Origin of the sequence: Massilia haematophila, from assembly GCF_042647645.1 — a bacterium.
Taxonomy (GTDB): domain Bacteria; phylum Pseudomonadota; class Gammaproteobacteria; order Burkholderiales; family Burkholderiaceae_D; genus Telluria; species Telluria haematophila.
In genome coordinates this window covers 2,063,825-2,082,075 of record NZ_JBHRVV010000001.1, presented here as the reverse complement: position 1 = coordinate 2,082,075, position 18,251 = coordinate 2,063,825, and the positions used below count along the sequence as shown (strand labels likewise).

Sequence of the window (18,251 nt, the reverse complement as noted above, 5' to 3'; positions counted from 1 at the left end):
AAAAACACATTTTTATTGCCAACGTGTAGACTTCTGGCTACATTGGAAAGGCGGCAATATGTATAGACATGTTGGCTGTCGGTTCTCCCGCTCCGGCTTGGTCCCGCAGCCTCGGAAATGTGTCAGCTTCAGTTCAATAGCTCCTACAAAAATAAACCCGGAGGGTAAATGGCTTACAAGTACGTCCCAAGAACGACTGCCGCGCTTGCAATGATTGTTCTGCAGCAGAGCGCATATGCACAACAGCCAGCCACAGGCGATACCGCTGAACCGGCAGGAATGCAGCGCGTCCAGGTCACCGGGAGCCGTATCAACCTACGGCAGGAACAAGTCTCCGGGGTGGGTCCCGTCACCGTGATCGATGCGGAAACCATCCAGCGCTCCGGTGCGATCTCGATCGAAACACTTTTGCAGCGGCTTCCGTCCTCTGCCGGCACGGCGGGCAGCCAGACCAGTGCGTACTGGACCAGCAACGGCTACGGCACCACCCAGGTCAACCTGCGCGGCCTGGGAATCGACCGGACATTGGTACTCCTGAACGGGCGCCGGGTCGTGTCCGGCGGGACGGGGGCGAACAGCTCGGTCGACCTGAACATGATTCCGGTGGCGATGATCGAACGGATCGAGGTCCTGAAAGACGGCGCCTCGGCCATCTACGGCGCCGATGCGGTGGCCGGCGTCGTCAACATCATCACCAAAAAGGCCTTCGACGGCGTCGAAGCCTCGGTGCGCTACGGGAAGACCGAGCGCGGCGACGGCGCCGAGAAGTCGGCGGACGTCGTCTGGGGAACCAGGAGCGAGCGCGGTTCGCTGATGGCATCCCTGAACTATTCCGAGAGCGAAGCGGTCAACCTTGCCTCGCGCGCGCCTTGCTCACTTTTCGAGGACGAGGGAGAGCTGGTGTGTTCGGGCAGTTCGTCCACCATCGGCGGGCGTGCGCGGCTGGCGGATGGCCGCCGGGTGAACTTCAACCAGGACCCCAGCGGCAATCCGCGCGGTTTCGAGGCCTACAGCGCGGCCAGGCACGCCTATAACAGCAACCCGTTCCTCAATGCGGTGAACCCGATCAAGCGCGTCGGCGCCAGCGCCTTCGGCAACGTGCGCTTGAACGACAAGGTCGACCTGTTCACTGAGCTCATGTTCACCAACCGCCAGTCCAGGCAGCTTGCAACGCCCGGCGCGATTGGTGTTTATCGGCCGATTGAAATCGCTGCAAACCATCCCACCAATCCGACCGGGCAGAACCTGACGCTGGAGCGCCGCCGCGTGGCCGAAGTTGGCCCGCGCTACTTCTTCCAGGAGACGAACACCTTCCGGGTGCTTGCCGGCCTGAAGGGTGAGATCGGAGAGAAATGGGACTGGTCCGCGTCCATCAACTGGGGACGAAACACCGGCGTTGACGGGATGACGAACATCATCAACCTCGATCGCGTCGACGCGACCCTCAACGCCGCAACCTGCGGCAGGGGGCCGGCCGCAGCCCCATGCGGCAACTATCTTGGCTACGGCAACCTCAGCCCGGCGGTGCTCGAATACATCCACTTTACGACCCGCGACCATGGTGGGAACGACCAGAAGAGCTTCAATGCAAGCATCAGTGGCGAGGTGTTCTCGTTGCCAGCGGGGCCGGTCGGTTTTGCATCCGGCTTCGAGTACCGGCAGGAGCGCGGATGGCGTGACCCGGACGCCCTGATCGTGTCGGGCGCCGCCAATACGCCTGCCCAGGATGCGATCGCCGGCGAGTACAGCGCGCGCGAGGTCTTCGCAGAGCTGGCCGTCCCCTTGCTGGCCAAGCTGCCCCTGGTCGATTCCCTGACCCTGAACGCCGCGGCGCGGTACTCCGACTACAGCCTGTTCGGGTCGCAGGCCACCTACAAGCTCGGTCTCGACTGGCAGGTCATCCCGACGTTGAAAATGCGCGCTAACCGCTCGACCGCATTCCGCGTGCCGAATGTCCCTGAACTCTTCGGCGGTGTCTCCGAGGGTAACCTGACGACGACCGATCCATGCAACAACTGGAATACGTTAGATGCGAACTCCGCGGTCTACAAGAACTGCCAGGCGTCCGGCCTGCCTGCCGGATTCAGGCAATTCGGACCGTCGATCCTGACGACAGGCGGTGGCAACCAGAACCTGAAACCGGAAGAGGCGGACACGTTCACCGTCGGCGCCGTCTGGACGCCGTCCAAGGCATTGACCCTGACGCTCGACTATTTCAATATCAAGATCAACAACGCGATCGAAACCGTCCCCGGCTCGACCAAACTCTCGGTCTGCTACAACTCCCCGGGGCTGGCACACATCTTCTGCGGGCCGCAGAGCTTTACGCGCGATCCGCGTACGGGTGAAATCAACTTCCTGTCGTCCCAGCCCGAGAATGCGGCACAGCAGCGCGTCGCCGGGATTGACCTTGGCGCCATGTATGACTTCAACCTGTTCGGGTGGTCGTCGTCAGTTACGGCGGACGTTTCCCGTCTTAGCGAGTTCGACGTGACGCCGTTCCCTGGCGGCGAGGTCATCGAGTATGCCGGCAAGATAACTGGCGGCCGCGGCAGCTACGCTAAATGGCGGTCGACAGCGTCCTTGACCACGTCGAACGGCCCGTGGTCGGGGTCTTACACGGTCCAGTACATCGGCAAGGCTGACGACATCAACGCTGCCCCAAGCGATATCGGCTCCCGCGCGCCGAGCATCGCCTACCACAACGCCAGCCTGAAATATGCATTCAATAAGGCGATTGCCCTGTCGGTCGGCATCGACAACCTGTTCGACAAGCGCCCTCCGTATATCCAGAGCTGGACAGACGGAAACACCGACACGATGACCTACGACCTGCTTGGCCGCCGCTGGCACGTTCGCCTCGGCTACAAGTTCTAGGCACTGGGTGACACCACGCAGGCCGCTGCGCGTGCATAATGCGCGGCGGCCGCGCGGTGGACAGTCTGCCCTGCCGGGTAACACAACTCAAACACGAACACTATGCAATTAGCCTTCTGGGTGCGACGCGCCCATAAATGGATCGGACTTGTCATTGGGGTGCAGGCACTGCTCTGGATGATCAGTGGCCTGTACATGGTCGTCGTCCCGCTCGAGGTCGTCCACGGCGACCATCTGGCGCACGTCCCCACTGAACGGCTCAACCCGTCGGCAACCCGCATCACGCAGGCACGCCTGCACGAGCTCTACCCTGGCATTACCTCCCTCCGCATGAAGAGCCTGCTCGGGAAGGAAGCCTATGAAATCAAGCAGGGCCAGCAGACCACCCTGGTGGACGCCGCCGACGGCAAAAAGCTCAGCCCGCTCGGCCGGGAGGACATCGTCGCGCTCGCCGATGCGGCCTATGTCGGCGAAGGCAGCATCCGCGGCGTGGAGTGGGTCACCAAGGCACCCCAGGAAGTCGGTGCACGACCTGTGCCCCTGTGGGCGGTCCATTACGACGAGCCGGGCAAGACGACGCTGTATTTTTCGCCTTTTACCGGTGACCTCGTCGCGCGGCGCCATGAACTCTGGAGGTGGTTCGATTTCCTGTGGATGTTCCACATCATGGACTATGAAGAACGAGAGAACGTGAACAACACGCTCCTGCGCGTCGCCTCGATCTCCGGGCTGGCGTTCGCGCTGAGTGGAGCCTGGCTGCTCTTCTACAGTTTCACGCGGAGGAAGGCGGTATGAGTCACTGGATGCGACGCCTCCACAAGTGGGTGGGACTGATCCTGGCGATTCAGTTCGTCCTGTGGATGTCCAGCGGGGTCATGATGAGCCTGCTCGAGGCGGACAAAGTCGCCGGACGCGAATTTCGCGTCAAGCCGCCGGCGCCGCCGGCATGGCCGCGCGATGTCATGAGCACGGACGCGGTGCTGGCTGCCACCAAAGAAAACATCATGACCATCGGTTCAGGCTGGGTGCTCGACCAGCCGGTCTACCGCCTGCAAAACGACAAGCGCAGCTGGCTGGTGAGCGCGAGCGACGGAGCCGCCATCGTAGTCGACGCACAGCTCGCCGCAAAGATCGCGTGGGCGTCTTACTCCGGCCCCGGCAAAGCCGGCGCGCCTCGGCTTCTTTCGTATACGCTGGAAGCCCGCAGCCATAAGGAACCGGTCTGGCGCATCGACTTCGATGATGCCGACGAGACGTCGGTCTATGTGTCGAGCAGGTCGGGCGCCGTGCTCGAACATCGGAACAGTACCTGGCGCCTCTTCGACCTGTTCTGGATGCTCCACATCATGGATTACAGCGAGCGGACAAACTTCAACAATCCCTTGCTGGTCGCGAGCGCGATCGGCGGCTTGTGGATGGCCTTGACGGGCGTATGGCTGCTGTTCGTGAGCGTCCGCCTGGCAGAGTTCATCCCCAGCCGCTGGCGTCGAAGCCGGACCGTGAACCTGGTCGCCACTAGCGGGAGGCCGCAGCGTTCGATCGATGCTGTACAGGGCGACACGGTGTTCCAGGCGCTTGCCCGTTCCGGCCTGCAGTTGCCGTCCAATTGCGGCGGCGGACAAAGCTGTGGCCTGTGCGAAGTCCGGTGCGTCGGAAATGTACCCGCACCGACAGGCGCCGACCGCGCGCTGCTGTCGCCCGCTAAACTCGAGGCGGGTTACCGTCTGGCCTGCAACCTGCCAGTGAAGCGCAGCCTCGACATCGACGTTGGGGATGCCACGGCCCTGGCCGACGAGCGGGCAGGGGTCGTCACCAGCGTCAAACCCCTGTCGCCCTTCCTGCGTGAGATAACGGTGCGCCCGAACGCGCCGGTCGCGTGTCGTCCGGGGGCATACGTCCAGGTCCATGTTCCCGTGTATGAGCGCGATGCCACCCATCTCGAGATTCCCGAGGACCATCATGAGGACTGGCGGACAGTGGGCACTCTGGCAGCGCTCGCGAACGATGCGCCGGTTCGCCGTTCGTATTCGGTGGCAGTGCCGCTCGAGCGCTGCGACGGGCAACTGACTTTCCTGGTCCGCTTCGTACCTGGTCCGAAGCCGGGCAGGGGATCGGGTTACATGTACACGCTGAAGGTCGGCGATGAAGTCCATTTCAGCGGCCCGTTTGGTGACTTCGCCCTCAAGGAAGGCGCGCGCGAGAAGGTGTTCATTGGTGGTGGTGCCGGCATGGCGCCGTTGCGCGCAATGATCCATGAGCTGCTGGCAAAGGGCGCAACGGAGCCACTGCACTTCTGGTACGGCGCACGCAGCCGCCGCGATGCTCCTTATGTGGAAGAGATGCGGGAGTTCGCTTTGAAGTATCCGAACTTCGATTGGAATCTGGTGTTGTCGGGAGAAAGCGACGAGCCTGGCATCCAGAATGGACTAGTGCACGAGGCGGTGCTGACGGGTCTTTTGCGCACGCACCCGAATGTAGATTCGCTGGAATTTTATGTCTGCGGTCCGCCGGCGATGCTTTCTGCGACTCGTGAAATGCTTCGAGGACTAGGCGTCGAAGACGCACGAGTGGCCTACGACGACTTCAAAATTTGAGTGTTCGTGTTGACTGTGCCTATCTTAAAACCGTCGCATCATCCCCAATAGGGACACAACGGCTTAAGAGCAATAGGATGGACGCCCCCACCGGTAACGGCATCCATGCGCCAAAGTGGATGTGGCGAGCAACCACTTGGACCGAGGGGGGCGTCACCATGAAATAGTGGAGCGGTGCGGCGGAATCGGACTTGCGCGAGAATTACTTGAGTGAGGCGCCCAGCCATCGATCCAGATCGTCGAGCAGTGGTGTCGCGCTGATCTGACAAACCTGCCATCTGGCCGGACCTGCATGAACGCCTGCGCCCTATTGCACATCTTCCCTGATTTGCCGCTCCATGTCGGGTGTCAGCTCGGTGGAGCGGGCGGGCAGCACGGTGTTGCCACGCTTTCCCTTGCTCTCGATATCCTGGATGAGCAATTTCATTTCAGCGATCTCCCTGACTTGGGAAGCAATGATGCTGTCCGCCAGCTTGCGCACGCGCGGGTCGCTGATGCTTGCCTTGCGAGCGTTGTTGATGGCAATCGAATGGTGGGGAATCATCGACTTCATGAACTTCACATCATCGATGAAAACCTGGCCCCGATTCGCAGCAAGCAATGCAATGCCTGCGATAGCCGCCGCCACCACGACCGTGATTTTGGTACGTGTGCCTTTGTACATCGACCACATAAAACCCAGCATCACGACGGTCATGACACAGCCCATCACCAGAGACGCGACCAGCCGGTTGACGGCGAAAAAGACATGATCGAACACGTACACCAGCTGATACATCAGGAAGAACATGATGACCACTGAGGTGACGATCATTGCCGCAAATTTTCCCCAACCCATTCCCATGTGCATATCGTGCCCTTGCTTGTCCATAAAGCCTCCTGATGTCAATGTGATTCCTGATTTGCTGTAATCCTGGCGGCCGGGCCCGGCCCGGCCAGCTCGATGCCGCGTCGTTTAATGCGCATGCACGCCTTCGCTCTGTTCATTCGGCCCATGTCCGGCACCTTGCATCGCCGAACCGTCGTCGCGCCGAGCGCTCGACGCGCTTCCATGCGAATGCCCACCGCTTTGCTCGACAAGCTTACGATACGCAGCCTGGTCCATCGACGGAAGCCTCTGCAAGAAGGCCACCAGGCTCCAGATATCGCGGTCCTGCATGCTTTTTCCCCATGCCGGCATGCCGGACGCCTTGATACCATGCTTGATGATCCAGAACGCAGCGGCCGGCTCGACGGGATGGCGCACCAAGTTAGGCGGCGACGGATATAGGCCCCGACTGAGTTCCGTAGGCCCTTTTCCCGGTGCTTGGTGACACTGCGCACACATCGCCTCATAATTACCCGCCCCCTTGGTGACCAGCTCCTGCTCTCCAAGTGGCGGCACCTTGATGTCATCGGCACGGACGCTTATTGAACGATCGCGGGCAAACTCGATCATGGAAAGCACTGACCTTGAGTGGCGCACGTCTGCTGCAAAACTATAGGCACCCGACCATAGGACGGCGGCAGCAACAACGACCAGGACTGCGATTGTGACAAGGGAAGTCGTCAAAATTTCCTTACCAGAAGCTTTCATTCTTCTCTCCTAGGCAATTTTCTTGGGAGGTCGAACCAATAGCAGGCGCGCCCATACGTCCAGACCGTCGCATCTGGTCATATCGAAGTTGTGGAATGCCTTGAGGTCGCGGATGCGTGTCCGCTTCCCCGCACAGTATCGGCTGCCGTCCGAAGCGCGGCGCCTGTTCAGAAAACAGGCATCGGGGCCGCGCACTGCACATTGTTGCGGTAATGGCAACCTTAACAGAACTTCTGCACCCAGGCCGCACTGTTCGCGAATGACATTTTGCGTCTTGCGCATTGTGCATAATCGTCCTCTAAGCGCCGTCTCGAGCATCGAGAGCAAAATTGCGATGAGGCTTTCTACGCCGCTGGGAAGCGGAGGGCAGCCGGCGGGCATGGCGACGCAGTTCCAGGGCAGGAAGTCGCCGACCCGATTGACAGGATGATCGGCGATATGCGTCAGCACATGACGCACCCAGGCTTCGGGGTCGATCCCGTTCAGCTTGGACGTACCAATCAGCCCATATATGGCAGCGGCGCGTTCGCCGCCGCTGTCGGCGTCGGCAAACAGGAAGTTGCGCCGGCCAGCGCGACACGCGTAGCGCCCGCTCGGCGGCCGAGTTGGCGATCTCGATGTGGCCACCGTCGACATACCGGGTGAGCGCCGGCCAGAGCTTGAGGGCATAGAGGATTGTCGCTGCCGTATCGGATTTATGCGACAGCGTTGAGAGTGTGACGTGCAGGAAGCGTTCCAGGTGGTCGAGCAGCGGTTTCGCGTGCAACTGGCGTGCGGCACGTCGTTCGTCCGGCGGCTTGTCTCGGGTATTCTCCTCGACGGCATCAGCTCGCCGATCCGGCGCAGCGCCTCGGTGATGAGCGATCTCAGCCGTGCCACGTGCGAGTCATAAATTTGCGGCGTGCGTGTGCCCAGCACGCAGCTTCGCGGACGCGGCCAGTGTCGTACACGGCATTGAAGCCGGTATAGGCATCGGCCTGGAGCACGCCGTGGAATCGGCCAGGTGACCTTGCGGATGCTCTTCCTTGCGGCCGGGCGAGTAAGCGAACCACACCGCTGGCGGGTCAGCATCGCCGCTGGTGCGGTCGTCGCGCACATAGGGTTACAGGCGCGCCGTGCGGGTCTTGCCGTTGCCTGGAGCGAGCACCGGCAGCGGCGTGTCAGCATGCAGTTTCGTTGCGGCGAAGACGTGGCGGCGCAGTGTATCGACCAGGGGACGCAGCAGCGTGCCAGCGGCGCCGACCCGGCTGGCCAATAGGCTGCGTTCGAGCTCGACCCCTTCGCGAGGCGTAGATCACGCTTTGGCGGTACAGCGGCAGATGGTCGGCAAACTACGCCACCAGCACGTGGGTCAGCAAGCCAGGGCCGGCCAGGCCGCACTCGATGGCCCGGCAGGCCACCGGCGCCTGTACGATCGCATCGCAGCAGGCGCAGGCCAGTGTGGGACGTACATGGCGAATTACGCGGAAGCCGGCTGGCACGTATTCAAGCTGCGTCGACACGTCTTCGCCCAGGTGTTTCAAGTTGCCGCCGCAGCTTGGCCAGCACCAGCTTCAGATGCTCGATCTCGGCGGTGCGCGTCGACAGCTCGGCGCCCAGATGCGCCGCACGAGCTACGCTTTGTGCCGCCCGGACTTCGCTTGCCCGCAGCATGGCTTGCAAGGCAGCGATATCGTCGGGCAGGAAGACGGCGTTGAGCATGTGTCGAAGTTTACGCGGACCACTGCAGGTCTACACATTCATTTCCACGTTACTCCAAGCGACACGACGCCTGGCGGACAGCTTGGCATGGTATCCCTTCCATAAGCTGCCAGCGTCGAGACGCCAAGCCAGGCGTAGAATCCACGGTCGCTCGGGCGCCGACTACTTCGCCTTACGTGACGACCAGTGGACGTGAACAATCGTCCAGTGATCCCCATTCTTCTCGAGGACTGCCGTCTCCGTGCCAAACACGTGAACCGGCTTTCCGCGGGCAGTTCCCGTTGTTTCGGTTTCTTCCCACACGATCGCCGTCTTGCCATCGATGCGTTCGGTCTGCTTCAACACCTTGCGGGTCGCGCTCTTCGCGAACTCCATGTCGCCACCGAGGTGGTGGCCGGCATATTCTTCACGCGAGCGTTCCACATAACCAGATTCATAGATCGTGATCTCGGGTGCGAGCAGACTGGTTGCCTTTGCCTTGTCGCCACTGGAGAGAGCCGCATGGAATGCCGCCAGGGTTTCTTTCGGCGTTGCAGCCAGGCTGCTAGCCGAGGATGCGAATAGCGTTGCTACGAGGAGGGCTCCTGCCGTGAATTGCAATCTCATTGTTAGTCCTTTTAGGTTGAAATATGTCACGATGCCATTGGCGGTGAGGTCGAACTCAAGATGGCGGCTGCCACGATGACTGCGAGCAGAATGACCGCCTCGATCTGAAGGACAAGCGCGAACTTGTGAGTGGTAGCTCGGTCAGTTGCTCCGGTTCTGCGGAGCTGTGCCAACAGGCCAGGCATGACGATGAAGCGATTCATACCTCCAAGCGCTGCGGCGGCAAAGACCAGGCCAACCTTGATGAGCAACACGGTTCCATATGGATTACCGAAAACCTGATCTGGACTTCCAAGTCCACGCCATGCGCTCAGAATGCCGGTGACGAAGATGCCGATTAACGCGATGGTTGCCGAGGTCGAAAGCGCCTCGACGTAGCGCGCAGACTCAGTACGGTTTGCCTGTCCAGCGTCGGGCTCGGCGCGCAGCACGATCAAGCCGGCGACGATCACTTCGCCCACCCAGAGACTGATCAAGACGAGGTGAACCCAGTCGACTGCGACTGCCCAGGTGAAATCCCCCCCGGCGCCGGCATGGCTGACGATGCTGCGGCTGTACAGGAACAGTGCCAGCGCACCGAGCCGCAATATGGAAGCCAGTCGGAGTCCGCGTCTCCCGGAAGCCACTGCAGTACCGATTCCGGCCACGATCAGTGCTGCAGCACCAAGTATCCAGGCATAGCCGTAGTGTGTTGCCGTGATGACGGACTGTACCGCAGGGAGGGCCTCTGCAATCGGCACCTCAGCCATGGATGCTGCCTCGAGCCACAGCGTTGCAACATATGCCGAGATGGCCACCGCTAAACCGACAAGCATCGCCTTGCGCAAGCGGGGCAACATGCCGGTTGCCCAGGGCGAGCTCGCCCTGGACAGCCAGAGGGACGCGGCCCCCGCACCCACGAGCGTGGCGACCGACAGGTTCAGGACGACGGTCGCCGCCCGCTGGATCAATGCCAGGTCTGATTCCATGTCACTTTACCCGGAAAGCGAACTCACCTTTGACCTTGTGTCCATCGCGCGTGACCGTACTCCATTGGACGCGATATGCGCCCGAATGCAGGGCGGGGACGGTGGCGACCAGTACTTTTGGGTTGGCAGCATCGAGCACCTTCTTTGAAGGCTCGACGACCGCGCCTTTTTCGTCGACCAGCTTGACTTTGCTGAACGGCAGCTCCACCTGCTCATTGAATTGCAGGCGCACCTGCGTTGGAGCCGGGCTAACCACGGCATTAGCCTGCGGCATCGATGCCTCAAGTTTCGCATGAGCGAGGGCGGCGGAAGTGAAGGCACATCCGAAGGCAGCCACCGCTGCAACCACAAGGTTCTTTGCTTTCATTTAATTCTCCAGTTGGGGCCCCTAGTCCGTTGACTGCGGGGCCGGTCATAGGTCTGCTTATTGGGCCATGGCCAGCTGGACGATCGTTACAGCGCCATTGACGCGATCGGCTGCGAACTTGACCTTGTTGCCAACTTTCACCTGGTCGAGCATGGCTGGATCCTTGACGCGGAAGACCATGGTCATCGCGGCCATGTTGAGGTTTTTCAGCTCGCCGTGACGCAGCGTGATCTTGCCGGCTTCCTTGTCGATCTTTTTGACTTCGCCATCGGTCAGTTCGGCGGGCGCCGCAGCCTGGCTGCCGGAGTGACCGGCATGCGCGTCGTGGGAACCGTGGCTACCGTGCCCGCTTTCCTGGGCAGTTGCGATGGAAGCGGCGGCGCTCATGGCGATGGCGATGGTCAGTTTCGAAAATGCGTTCATGGTGTTCCCTTTCGTTCGTTTAAAGTCGGTTAGTTGTAGTGCTTGAAAACCTTGGTGCTGCCGTTGGCCTGTACCAGCAAGACGTCGTACGGATCCTTGCGCGGCCCTTCCATTCCAGGCGAGCCGAGCGGCATCGCCGGCACGGCCAGGCCCTTCGCCTTTGGTTTTTGTGCGAGCAAACGCTTGATGTCGCTGGCAGGCACATGGCCCTCGATGGCGTAGCCCTGAACCATGCCGGTATGGCAGGAGCCGAGCTTGTCCGGAATACCGCCGCGTGCGCGGTAATCGGATGGGTTCTCGACGTTGACGACACGCGCGGTAAAACCATTCGCCTTCAGGTGTTCTACCCAGGCGCTGCAGCACCCGCACGATTCGCTCTTGAACACCTCGATGACAGGGGCTGCAGCTATCGCAAATACGGGCGTGAATAACGCAACTGCGAGTGCAACCTGGTTGAATAATCGTTTCATGAAACAGTCCTTTCGTACCTGGTCGGTACCCGAGTGGTACCTGAGTTGATGACGTATTCTGGTTAGTGATGACCCTGGTGGCCAGTCGGCTTACGAACGGTTACCTCGATGTCCGCAGGCTTCACGGCGGGCATGGCCTGGCCGCCGGCAGTCTGGCTGCGCACGGCAGCCGGCGGCTCTCCCTTCCACTCGTAGGCAACCGTGCCTGCCGGGTGCTTGTACCAGCCCGGATCCTTGTAGTCGCCCGGCTTCTGGTCCTTGCGCACTTTCAGAACCGTGAACATTCCGCCCATTTCGACCCCGCCGAAAGGCCCCTGGCCGGTCATCATCGGCAGGGTGTTTTCCGGGATCGGCATCTCCATGTCGCCCATGGAGCCGCCTTTGTCGCCCATCACCATGTAGTCCGGGATCAGCTTGGTGATCTTCTCGGCGACACCGCGGTGGTCTACGCCGATCAGCGTCGGGACGTCGTGTCCCATGGCGTTCATCGTGTGGTGCGACTTGTGGCAATGGAACGCCCAGTCGCCCGGTTCGTCGGCGACAAACTCGATGGCGCGCATCTGGCCTACCGCGACGTCGGTCGTGACCTCGGGCCAGCGCGACTCGGGCCGGGTCCAGCCGCCGTCGGTACCGGTCACTTCGAACTCGTGTCCATGCAAGTGGATCGGGTGGTTCGTCATCGTCAGGTTGCCGGTGCGGATGCGCACGCGGTCGCCCTGGCGGACGTTCATTGTGTCGATGCCCGGGAAGACGCGGCTGTTGAAGGTCCAGATATTAAAGTCGAGCATCTCGTTGACCCGCGGTGTATAGCTGCCAGGCTCGATGTCGTAGGCGTTCAGCAGGAACACGAAGTCCCGGTCCACTGCGTGGTGCTTCGGATTTTTTGGGTGGGTCACCCAGAAGCCCATCATCCCCATCGCCATCTGCACCATCTCGTCCGCATGCGGGTGGTACATGAAGGTGCCCGGGCGCCGTGCCACGAACTCGTAGACGAAGGTCTTGCCCGGCTGGATGCCGGGCTGGTTCAGGCCCGTGACCCCGTCCATGCCGTTCGGCAGGCGCTGGCCATGCCAGTGGATGCTCGTGTGCTCCGGCAGGCGGTTGGTGACAAAAATGCGGACGCGGTCGCCCTCGACCACTTCGATGGTCGGCCCCGGGCTCTGGCCGTTGTAGCCCCACAGGTTGGCTTTCATGCCAGGGGCGATCTCACGCACCACCGGCTCGGCAATCAAGTGGAACTCCTTGACGCCATTGTTCATGCGCCAGGGGAGCGACCAGCCGTTCAGGGTGACAACCGGGTTGTACGGGCGGCCGTTAGGAGGCAGCAGCGGTGGCTGCGTCGCAGCGGTGGTCATGATCGGCGCCTCCGGCAGCGTGGCGGCGCCTGCACGGCTTACCAGCCCGGCACCGACCAGCGCCGCGGCACCGGTAAAGAAATCTCTACGAGAACTCATATTGCTAATTCCTTGTTTAATGTTCGGGGGCTGCTTCGGCAGACGAGGTCGAGGCGAGCGAGACGGATGACCCTCCGCTTCCGCTGATGGCAGCCTGCAGATCGGTTTCGGCGATCCAGTAATCGCGCTGCGCTTCGATGGCAGCGTTCACGCCGGTAATCTGGGCGCGTGCATCGGCCAGCAGCTCGAAGACACTCATCAGCATGCCGTTGTAGCGAAGCAGGGTCTCTTCGGAGATCTTTTTCTGGAGTGGGACGACTTCGTCGCGATAGTGCCTGGCGACGTCGTACGTGGTCCGGTAGGCCGAATAGGCTTCGCGCACCTGCGAGCGGGCGACGGTGGCGGTATCGGCCGTACGGTGCACCGACTGCATGTAGAGCGCCTCGGCCTTGGCGGTGCGTGCGCCGCCCCAGTCGAAGATGGGCAGGGCCAGCTCGATCTCGTAGCCGTTCTCGCGCGGGGAGCCGGACTTGCTCGCGTTGGCGTAGCCGGCGTCGAGGACGTTGACGAATCCGGTCGCTTTCGTCAGACCCAGGGCGCGCGCCGTTGCCTCCGTGTCCAGCTTGGCCAGGCGCACGTCGAGACGCTGCTGCATTGCGGTCGCCTCGATATTGGCGGCATCGCGCGGAGCTGCCGGCAGTTCAGGGAGCTTGTCCGGGAGCTGGAAAGCCGTGTTGGCTCCCCAAACGCCCATCAGCCGCGTGAGCTGCTCGCGCGCCGCCGTTGCGTTGTGGCGGGCTCGGGCGAGCTGCGCTGTTGACTCGGCAGAGAAGACCTGCTCGCGTGCCTGATCCAAGCCGCTGAGGTTGCCGACCTTGGCCATGCGCTGCGCCAGCTCGGCACTTGCCTGGGCTGCGTCGCGAACCTGTTCCGCGTAGCGGGCCGCCTGCACAGCCGCCACGGCGTTGAAGTAAGCCTTGCGTGTGTCGGCAGCCAGGCGAACCGCTTCAGTAGCCGCGACGAGCTTGGCGCTTTGGAAGCGGCGCGATTCGATATCCCGGCGCAGTGGAATGGTGACCAGACCGACCAGGTCGATCATGACGCTGCGCTCGATCTCGGTCTCTCCGCCGCCCGACATGCGCCCAAAACTGAAGCTTGGGTTGCTCATGCGGCCCGCCTGCACGAGGTCGGCTTCGGCTACACCCAGGTTGGCGAGCGAGGCGCGCAGGCCCCGATTGTTAAGAAGGGCGATACGTACGGCACTGTCGGCCGACAGCGGTTGCTTCAGCATTTCAGCAAGCTCAGCCTGCGCAGGCTCGCTCTCGCCAGTTACTTTCGAGAGGCGGATGTCCTGGCCTGTGCGCTCGGCCGTCAAAGTCGAGACTGCGTCGAGGCCGCCGTCCTTCGAGAAGGTAGCGCAACCGCTCAGAACAAGGACCGCAACGCCTGCAGCAATGGCACGCAGTGAAGGAATTGGTGGCTTTATTGTCATTGGTGCCTTGGCTTAGTGATGTTTGCTGTGGTCGGCAGCAGGCTGAACGGCTGGCTTCGCAGCGGGTGCCGGCGCCGCATGTCCGGCGTGTGCGTCGCTGCTCGCTGGCGCAGGGTTGGTCCCGTGCGCGGCGCCATGCCCGCCATGCCCGGGGCCTCCAGCCACAGTGTCGTTTGCGGTTCGCCAGACCTTGTCGGGCGTAACATCGCTCTCTTGCGGCCGAGGCAGGGAAGCGCTCGTGAAGGCGGATTCGTACAGTGCAGGCGGAACGGCAACGCGCGGATCTGCCGGGTCAGGCGCGTGCGGGGATTGCTGGGCCAGTGCGGAAACAGGCACAGCCAGCAGGGCGCCAATAGTGGCGACCCAAAGCTTGAGTTTCATTGTCAGTCCTCAAAATCGGAAACGGGCGTGCTCAGGTGCTTGCTTCAGCACGCGCTGATGCTCAAGAGGCGCAACACCGGCGGCTGCAAACAGCCGGGTCAGCTCTTGTTTCGATTAAGCGGATTGATGCCGGGGAGGGCGCTGGGGGCCGTCCTGGATGAAGCCCGCGAGGAAAGCCGCAGGCGAAGCGACGGCTGCATCCGAGCCGTCGAATGAAGGAACAGCAAGATCGTTCGATGGAGGTGCGGCCGCGCCGAGGCAGAAGGACGAGCAAGCGCTGCAGGAGCCGTGCGATTGCTTCTCAACATCTGGGACAGAAGGTTCTGTATCGGAAGATAGCTCAGCCGTATGGCTTGATTGCTCCCCGCCGTGGTGAGCATGCTCGTCAGCCATCGCTTCATGATGCGAGACCGACATACCGACCGGTGTCTGCGACTGGTGATGAACCGGCGCGCAAGACATGCCAAGGCTGCCCGCGACCGCATGGAGCGGCAGCACGGCAATCAACAGCCAGAGCAGGAATGTCTTGAAGGTGCGGTTCATGGTCGAGCGGAGTATATCACGCCACTTTTCGATAAGTAATGCGGCTTAAGCATGATTAAAGGCGCGGCGGAATCGCCTCGACCAGCAGAGATGACGATGCACGGAGGGGAGGTTGAGAATCCGCTTGACCTTCCCGCCATGGGAAGGTCTAAAATTAATCGTGTCTGCGGCCTGGTAGCGACAGCGGCATTTCCTGCTGTCCTGCCGGGCGTCGTTCGCCGATGCCGTCGTAGACGAGCCAGAGCGCTAGCGTCCAGGGTTACGGACGCCCGGAACATGACTTTATTATTGTGGGGGCTGCCATGAAACACGCGCTGCACACGCATCCTGGGCACCAGCACGGTGGCCATTGTCACCATTCACATTCTAACCATTTGCACATCGGCGCTGGCACGGCTGTCGATCCAGAAGGTCCATCAGATGGGCAAACCCTGGCTTCCGCTGAGAAACCATACACCGACCCGGTATGCGGCATGAAAGTCGCGGACAGGTCGGATCGACGAATCGAGCACGAAGGCAGCGTGTATCACTTCTGCAGCATGAAGTGCATGGACAAGTTCCGAGCCGATCCGGCGGCCTACCTGCAGCGAGACGAGATACCGCCGGCTGAAGCGCCTGCGGGAACGATCTTTACCTGCCCGATGCACCCCGAGATCCAGCAGCCCACGCCTGGGAACTGCCCGAAGTGCGGCATGGCGCTGGAGCCCATGATGCCCTCGCTCGAGGACGAGGATAACCCCGAGCTGGCCGACTTTCGGCGCCGGTTTCGCTGGACCTTGCCGTTGACGATCGCCGTCACCCTGCTTGCCATGGCGGGGCACCGCATTTCCGGCGGTGGGCTGGCATATCAAAGCTGGATTGAGCTCGTCCTCAGTACACCGGTCGTGCTATGGGCCGGCTGGCCATTCTTCCTGCGCGGTGCCCAGTCGATCAGGAACCGCAGCCCCAACATGTGGACTCTGATCAGTCTCGGAGTTGGCGCCGCCTACGGGTACAGCGTCGTCGCGACCCTCGCGCCCGGATTGTTCCCTGCGACGTTCGCCGAGCACGGCCGTATTGGCGTCTACTACGAGGCGGCCGCGGTGATCGTATCGTTGACCCTGCTAGGCCAGATCCTGGAGCTGCGCGCCCGCTCACAGACCTCGGCAGCCATCAAATCCCTGCTTGGCCTCGCGCCCAAAACAGCCCGCCGCATTCGAGCGGACGGAACCGAGGAGGATATCGAACTTTCACATGTTCATATTGGCGACCTGCTGCGCGTGCGGCCGGGGGAGAAGGTACCAGTCGATGGCACGGTCCTCGAAGGTGAGAGCGCGGTCGACGAAGCGATGCTCACCGGAGAACCGCTACCGGTAACCAAGCGGCCCGGGGACAAGGTCATCGGTGCGACGATCAATGCCAGCGGCAGCCTGGTCATTCGCTCCGAACGCGTAGGCTCGCAAACCATGCTCTCCCAGATCGTCCAGATGGTGGCGCAGGCGCAGCGCTCGCGGGCGCCCATGCAGCGGCTGGCTGACGTCGTGGCCGGCTATTTCGTGGTCGTGGTCGTCGTTATCGCACTGCTTACCTTGTTCGGTTGGGGCCTATTCGGGCCCGAACCCAGCTGGGTCTACGGGTTCGTCAACGCCGTCGCCGTCCTGATCATCGCCTGTCCCTGTGCCCTCGGCCTGGCGACGCCGATGTCGATCATGGCGGCTACAGGCCGTGCTGCAACCCAAGGGGTCTTGTTCCGGGATGCCGCAGCGATCGAAGCGATGCGCAAGGTGGATACCATCATCGTCGACAAGACAGGCACGCTCACGGAAGGCCGGCCGGCCTTCGACCGCGTCATTGCTGCGTCCGGGTTCCAGGAGGAAGACGTTCTTCGGATCGCCGCCAGCATCGACCAGGGCAGTGAGCACCCGTTGGCGCACGCGATCGTCGCCGAGGCCCGCCGGCGCAACCTGGCGCTGGATAAACCTGAAACGTTCGAGTCCTCCAGCGGGATCGGCGTTCGAGGAAAGCTCAATGGGCAGCAGGTCGCCCTGGGCAATACCGCGCTCATGGACATCGAGAAGGTCGATTGGCGACCGTTGCAGCCTGCTGCGGAAGACCTTCGGCAAGTGGGCGCAAGCGTCATGTACCTGGCGTTGCAAGGCAAGCTCGTCGGACTCATCGCGGTGTCTGACCCGGTCAAGCAGACTACCCCGGAAGCTTTGGCAACGCTTCGGGACGCGGGGATGACGGTTGTGATGGCAACGGGTGACGGTGTCACCACCGCGCAAGCGGTCGCTGCGAAGTTGGGTATCGCTCAGGTTTATGGCGAGGTCAAGCCCCAGGACAAACTGGCCCTGGTAGAGCGGCTGCAACAGCAGGGGAGAGTGGTAGCGATGGCTGGCGATGGCATCAACGACGCGCCTGCTCTGGCGAAAGCCAACGTCGGCATCGCGATGGGGACGGGTACGGATGTCGCCATCAACTCTGCCCATGTCACCCTGATCAAAGGCGACCTGCGCGCGATTGCCAGGTCCCGCCTGCTGTCGCTCGAGACCGTGCGCAACATGCGGCAGAACCTCGGCTTTGCATTTGTCTACAACGCACTCGGGATCCCGCTCGCCGCGGGCGTTCTGTATCCATTCACCGGGCAGCTGCTGTCGCCAATGATCGCCGCCCTGGCGATGAGCCTCAGTTCAGTATCGGTGATCGGGAACGCATTGCGGCTGCGCGGGACGGCTGGCGGGACGAAGGAAACAGGATAGGTCTGGCAGGGCAGGTCTCTGGCCTGTCCCGGAGGTATGCGAAAATGCGTGGCTCCGCAAACAGAGGCCCATTGCATTTGCATGCTGCTCTTGCTGTGCTCGTGACGAACTGCGCCGCGGG

The 18,251-nt window shown here is 62.0% G+C and carries 15 protein-coding genes and 1 pseudogene; 4 read left to right on the top strand and 12 right to left on the bottom strand.

Features of this window, described 5'->3' with window-relative positions; translation table 11 throughout:
• Window positions 1-168: 168 nt before the first annotated feature.
• The 3 genes from ACFOPH_RS09225 to ACFOPH_RS09215 all read left to right on the top strand — a co-directional run bounded on the left by ACFOPH_RS09225 (window position 169) and on the right by ACFOPH_RS09215 (window position 5,471).
• Window positions 169-2,877: a TonB-dependent receptor gene (locus ACFOPH_RS09225; protein ID WP_147935907.1), complete on the top strand. Its 2,709-nt coding sequence runs from the start codon at window positions 169-171 to the stop codon at window positions 2,875-2,877.
• A gap of 102 nt (window positions 2,878-2,979) precedes the next feature.
• Window positions 2,980-3,672 carry a PepSY domain-containing protein gene (locus tag ACFOPH_RS09220; RefSeq protein ID WP_147935908.1) on the top strand — a complete coding sequence of 231 codons (693 nt, stop codon included), beginning with the start codon at window positions 2,980-2,982 and terminating at the stop codon, window positions 3,670-3,672.
• Window positions 3,669-5,471, top strand: coding sequence for a 2Fe-2S iron-sulfur cluster-binding protein (locus ACFOPH_RS09215; RefSeq protein ID WP_379734864.1), 1,803 nt, complete (start codon window positions 3,669-3,671; stop codon window positions 5,469-5,471). Before ACFOPH_RS09220 ends, ACFOPH_RS09215 begins: the two co-directional genes overlap by 4 nt.
• Before the next feature lie 307 nt (window positions 5,472-5,778).
• Here the strand turns inward: ACFOPH_RS09215 and ACFOPH_RS09210 are convergent, their stop codons facing one another.
• The 12 genes and pseudogenes from ACFOPH_RS09210 to ACFOPH_RS09155 all read right to left on the bottom strand — a co-directional run bounded on the left by ACFOPH_RS09210 (window position 5,779) and on the right by ACFOPH_RS09155 (window position 15,392).
• Window positions 5,779-6,342: a DUF305 domain-containing protein gene (locus ACFOPH_RS09210; RefSeq protein WP_147935910.1), complete on the bottom strand. Its 564-nt coding sequence runs from the start codon at window positions 6,340-6,342 to the stop codon at window positions 5,779-5,781.
• Between the two features lie 84 nt (window positions 6,343-6,426).
• Complete coding sequence (locus ACFOPH_RS09205; protein ID WP_312547274.1) at window positions 6,427-7,047, bottom strand: c-type cytochrome; 621 nt, start codon at window positions 7,045-7,047, stop codon at window positions 6,427-6,429.
• Window positions 7,048-7,437: 390 nt separating this feature from the next.
• A pseudogene (gene tnpC, locus ACFOPH_RS09200) lies at window positions 7,438-8,588 on the bottom strand (IS66 family transposase); the annotation flags it as partial.
• Window positions 8,533-8,748, bottom strand: a complete 216-nt coding sequence (locus ACFOPH_RS09195; protein WP_229493747.1) for a hypothetical protein — start codon at window positions 8,746-8,748, stop codon at window positions 8,533-8,535. The pseudogene tnpC and the gene ACFOPH_RS09195, both read right to left, overlap by 56 nt.
• Window positions 8,749-8,910: 162 nt before the next feature.
• Window positions 8,911-9,354: a YybH family protein gene (locus ACFOPH_RS09190; protein WP_147935912.1), complete on the bottom strand. Its 444-nt coding sequence runs from the start codon at window positions 9,352-9,354 to the stop codon at window positions 8,911-8,913.
• Window positions 9,355-9,380: 26 nt separating this feature from the next.
• A complete protein-coding gene (locus ACFOPH_RS09185; protein ID WP_147935913.1) occupies window positions 9,381-10,322 on the bottom strand; it encodes a copper resistance D family protein in 942 nt (313 codons plus the stop codon).
• Window position 10,323: 1 nt separating this feature from the next.
• Window positions 10,324-10,689: a copper homeostasis periplasmic binding protein CopC gene (copC, locus tag ACFOPH_RS09180; RefSeq protein ID WP_147935914.1), complete on the bottom strand. Its 366-nt coding sequence runs from the start codon at window positions 10,687-10,689 to the stop codon at window positions 10,324-10,326.
• 57 nt (window positions 10,690-10,746) lie between these two features.
• Window positions 10,747-11,112, bottom strand: coding sequence for a copper-binding protein (locus ACFOPH_RS09175; protein WP_147935915.1), 366 nt, complete (start codon window positions 11,110-11,112; stop codon window positions 10,747-10,749).
• A 29-nt stretch (window positions 11,113-11,141) separates the two neighbouring features.
• Entirely contained in the window at window positions 11,142-11,582 is a 441-nt protein-coding gene (locus tag ACFOPH_RS09170; RefSeq protein ID WP_147935916.1) for a DUF411 domain-containing protein, read from the bottom strand.
• A 62-nt stretch (window positions 11,583-11,644) separates the two neighbouring features.
• On the bottom strand, window positions 11,645-13,036 hold the full coding sequence (locus ACFOPH_RS09165) for a multicopper oxidase family protein (protein WP_147935917.1): 1,392 nt from the start codon (window positions 13,034-13,036) through the stop codon (window positions 11,645-11,647).
• A gap of 16 nt (window positions 13,037-13,052) precedes the next feature.
• On the bottom strand, window positions 13,053-14,468 hold the full coding sequence (locus ACFOPH_RS09160; protein WP_312547270.1) for a TolC family protein: 1,416 nt from the start codon (window positions 14,466-14,468) through the stop codon (window positions 13,053-13,055).
• A 495-nt stretch (window positions 14,469-14,963) separates the two neighbouring features.
• Window positions 14,964-15,392, bottom strand: coding sequence for a hypothetical protein (locus ACFOPH_RS09155; protein WP_147935919.1), 429 nt, complete (start codon window positions 15,390-15,392; stop codon window positions 14,964-14,966).
• Window positions 15,393-15,694: 302 nt separating this feature from the next.
• Between ACFOPH_RS09155 and ACFOPH_RS09150 the strand changes: the two genes are divergently transcribed.
• Window positions 15,695-18,130, top strand: coding sequence for a heavy metal translocating P-type ATPase (locus ACFOPH_RS09150; protein WP_147935920.1), 2,436 nt, complete (start codon window positions 15,695-15,697; stop codon window positions 18,128-18,130).
• Window positions 18,131-18,251: the final 121 nt, after the last annotated feature.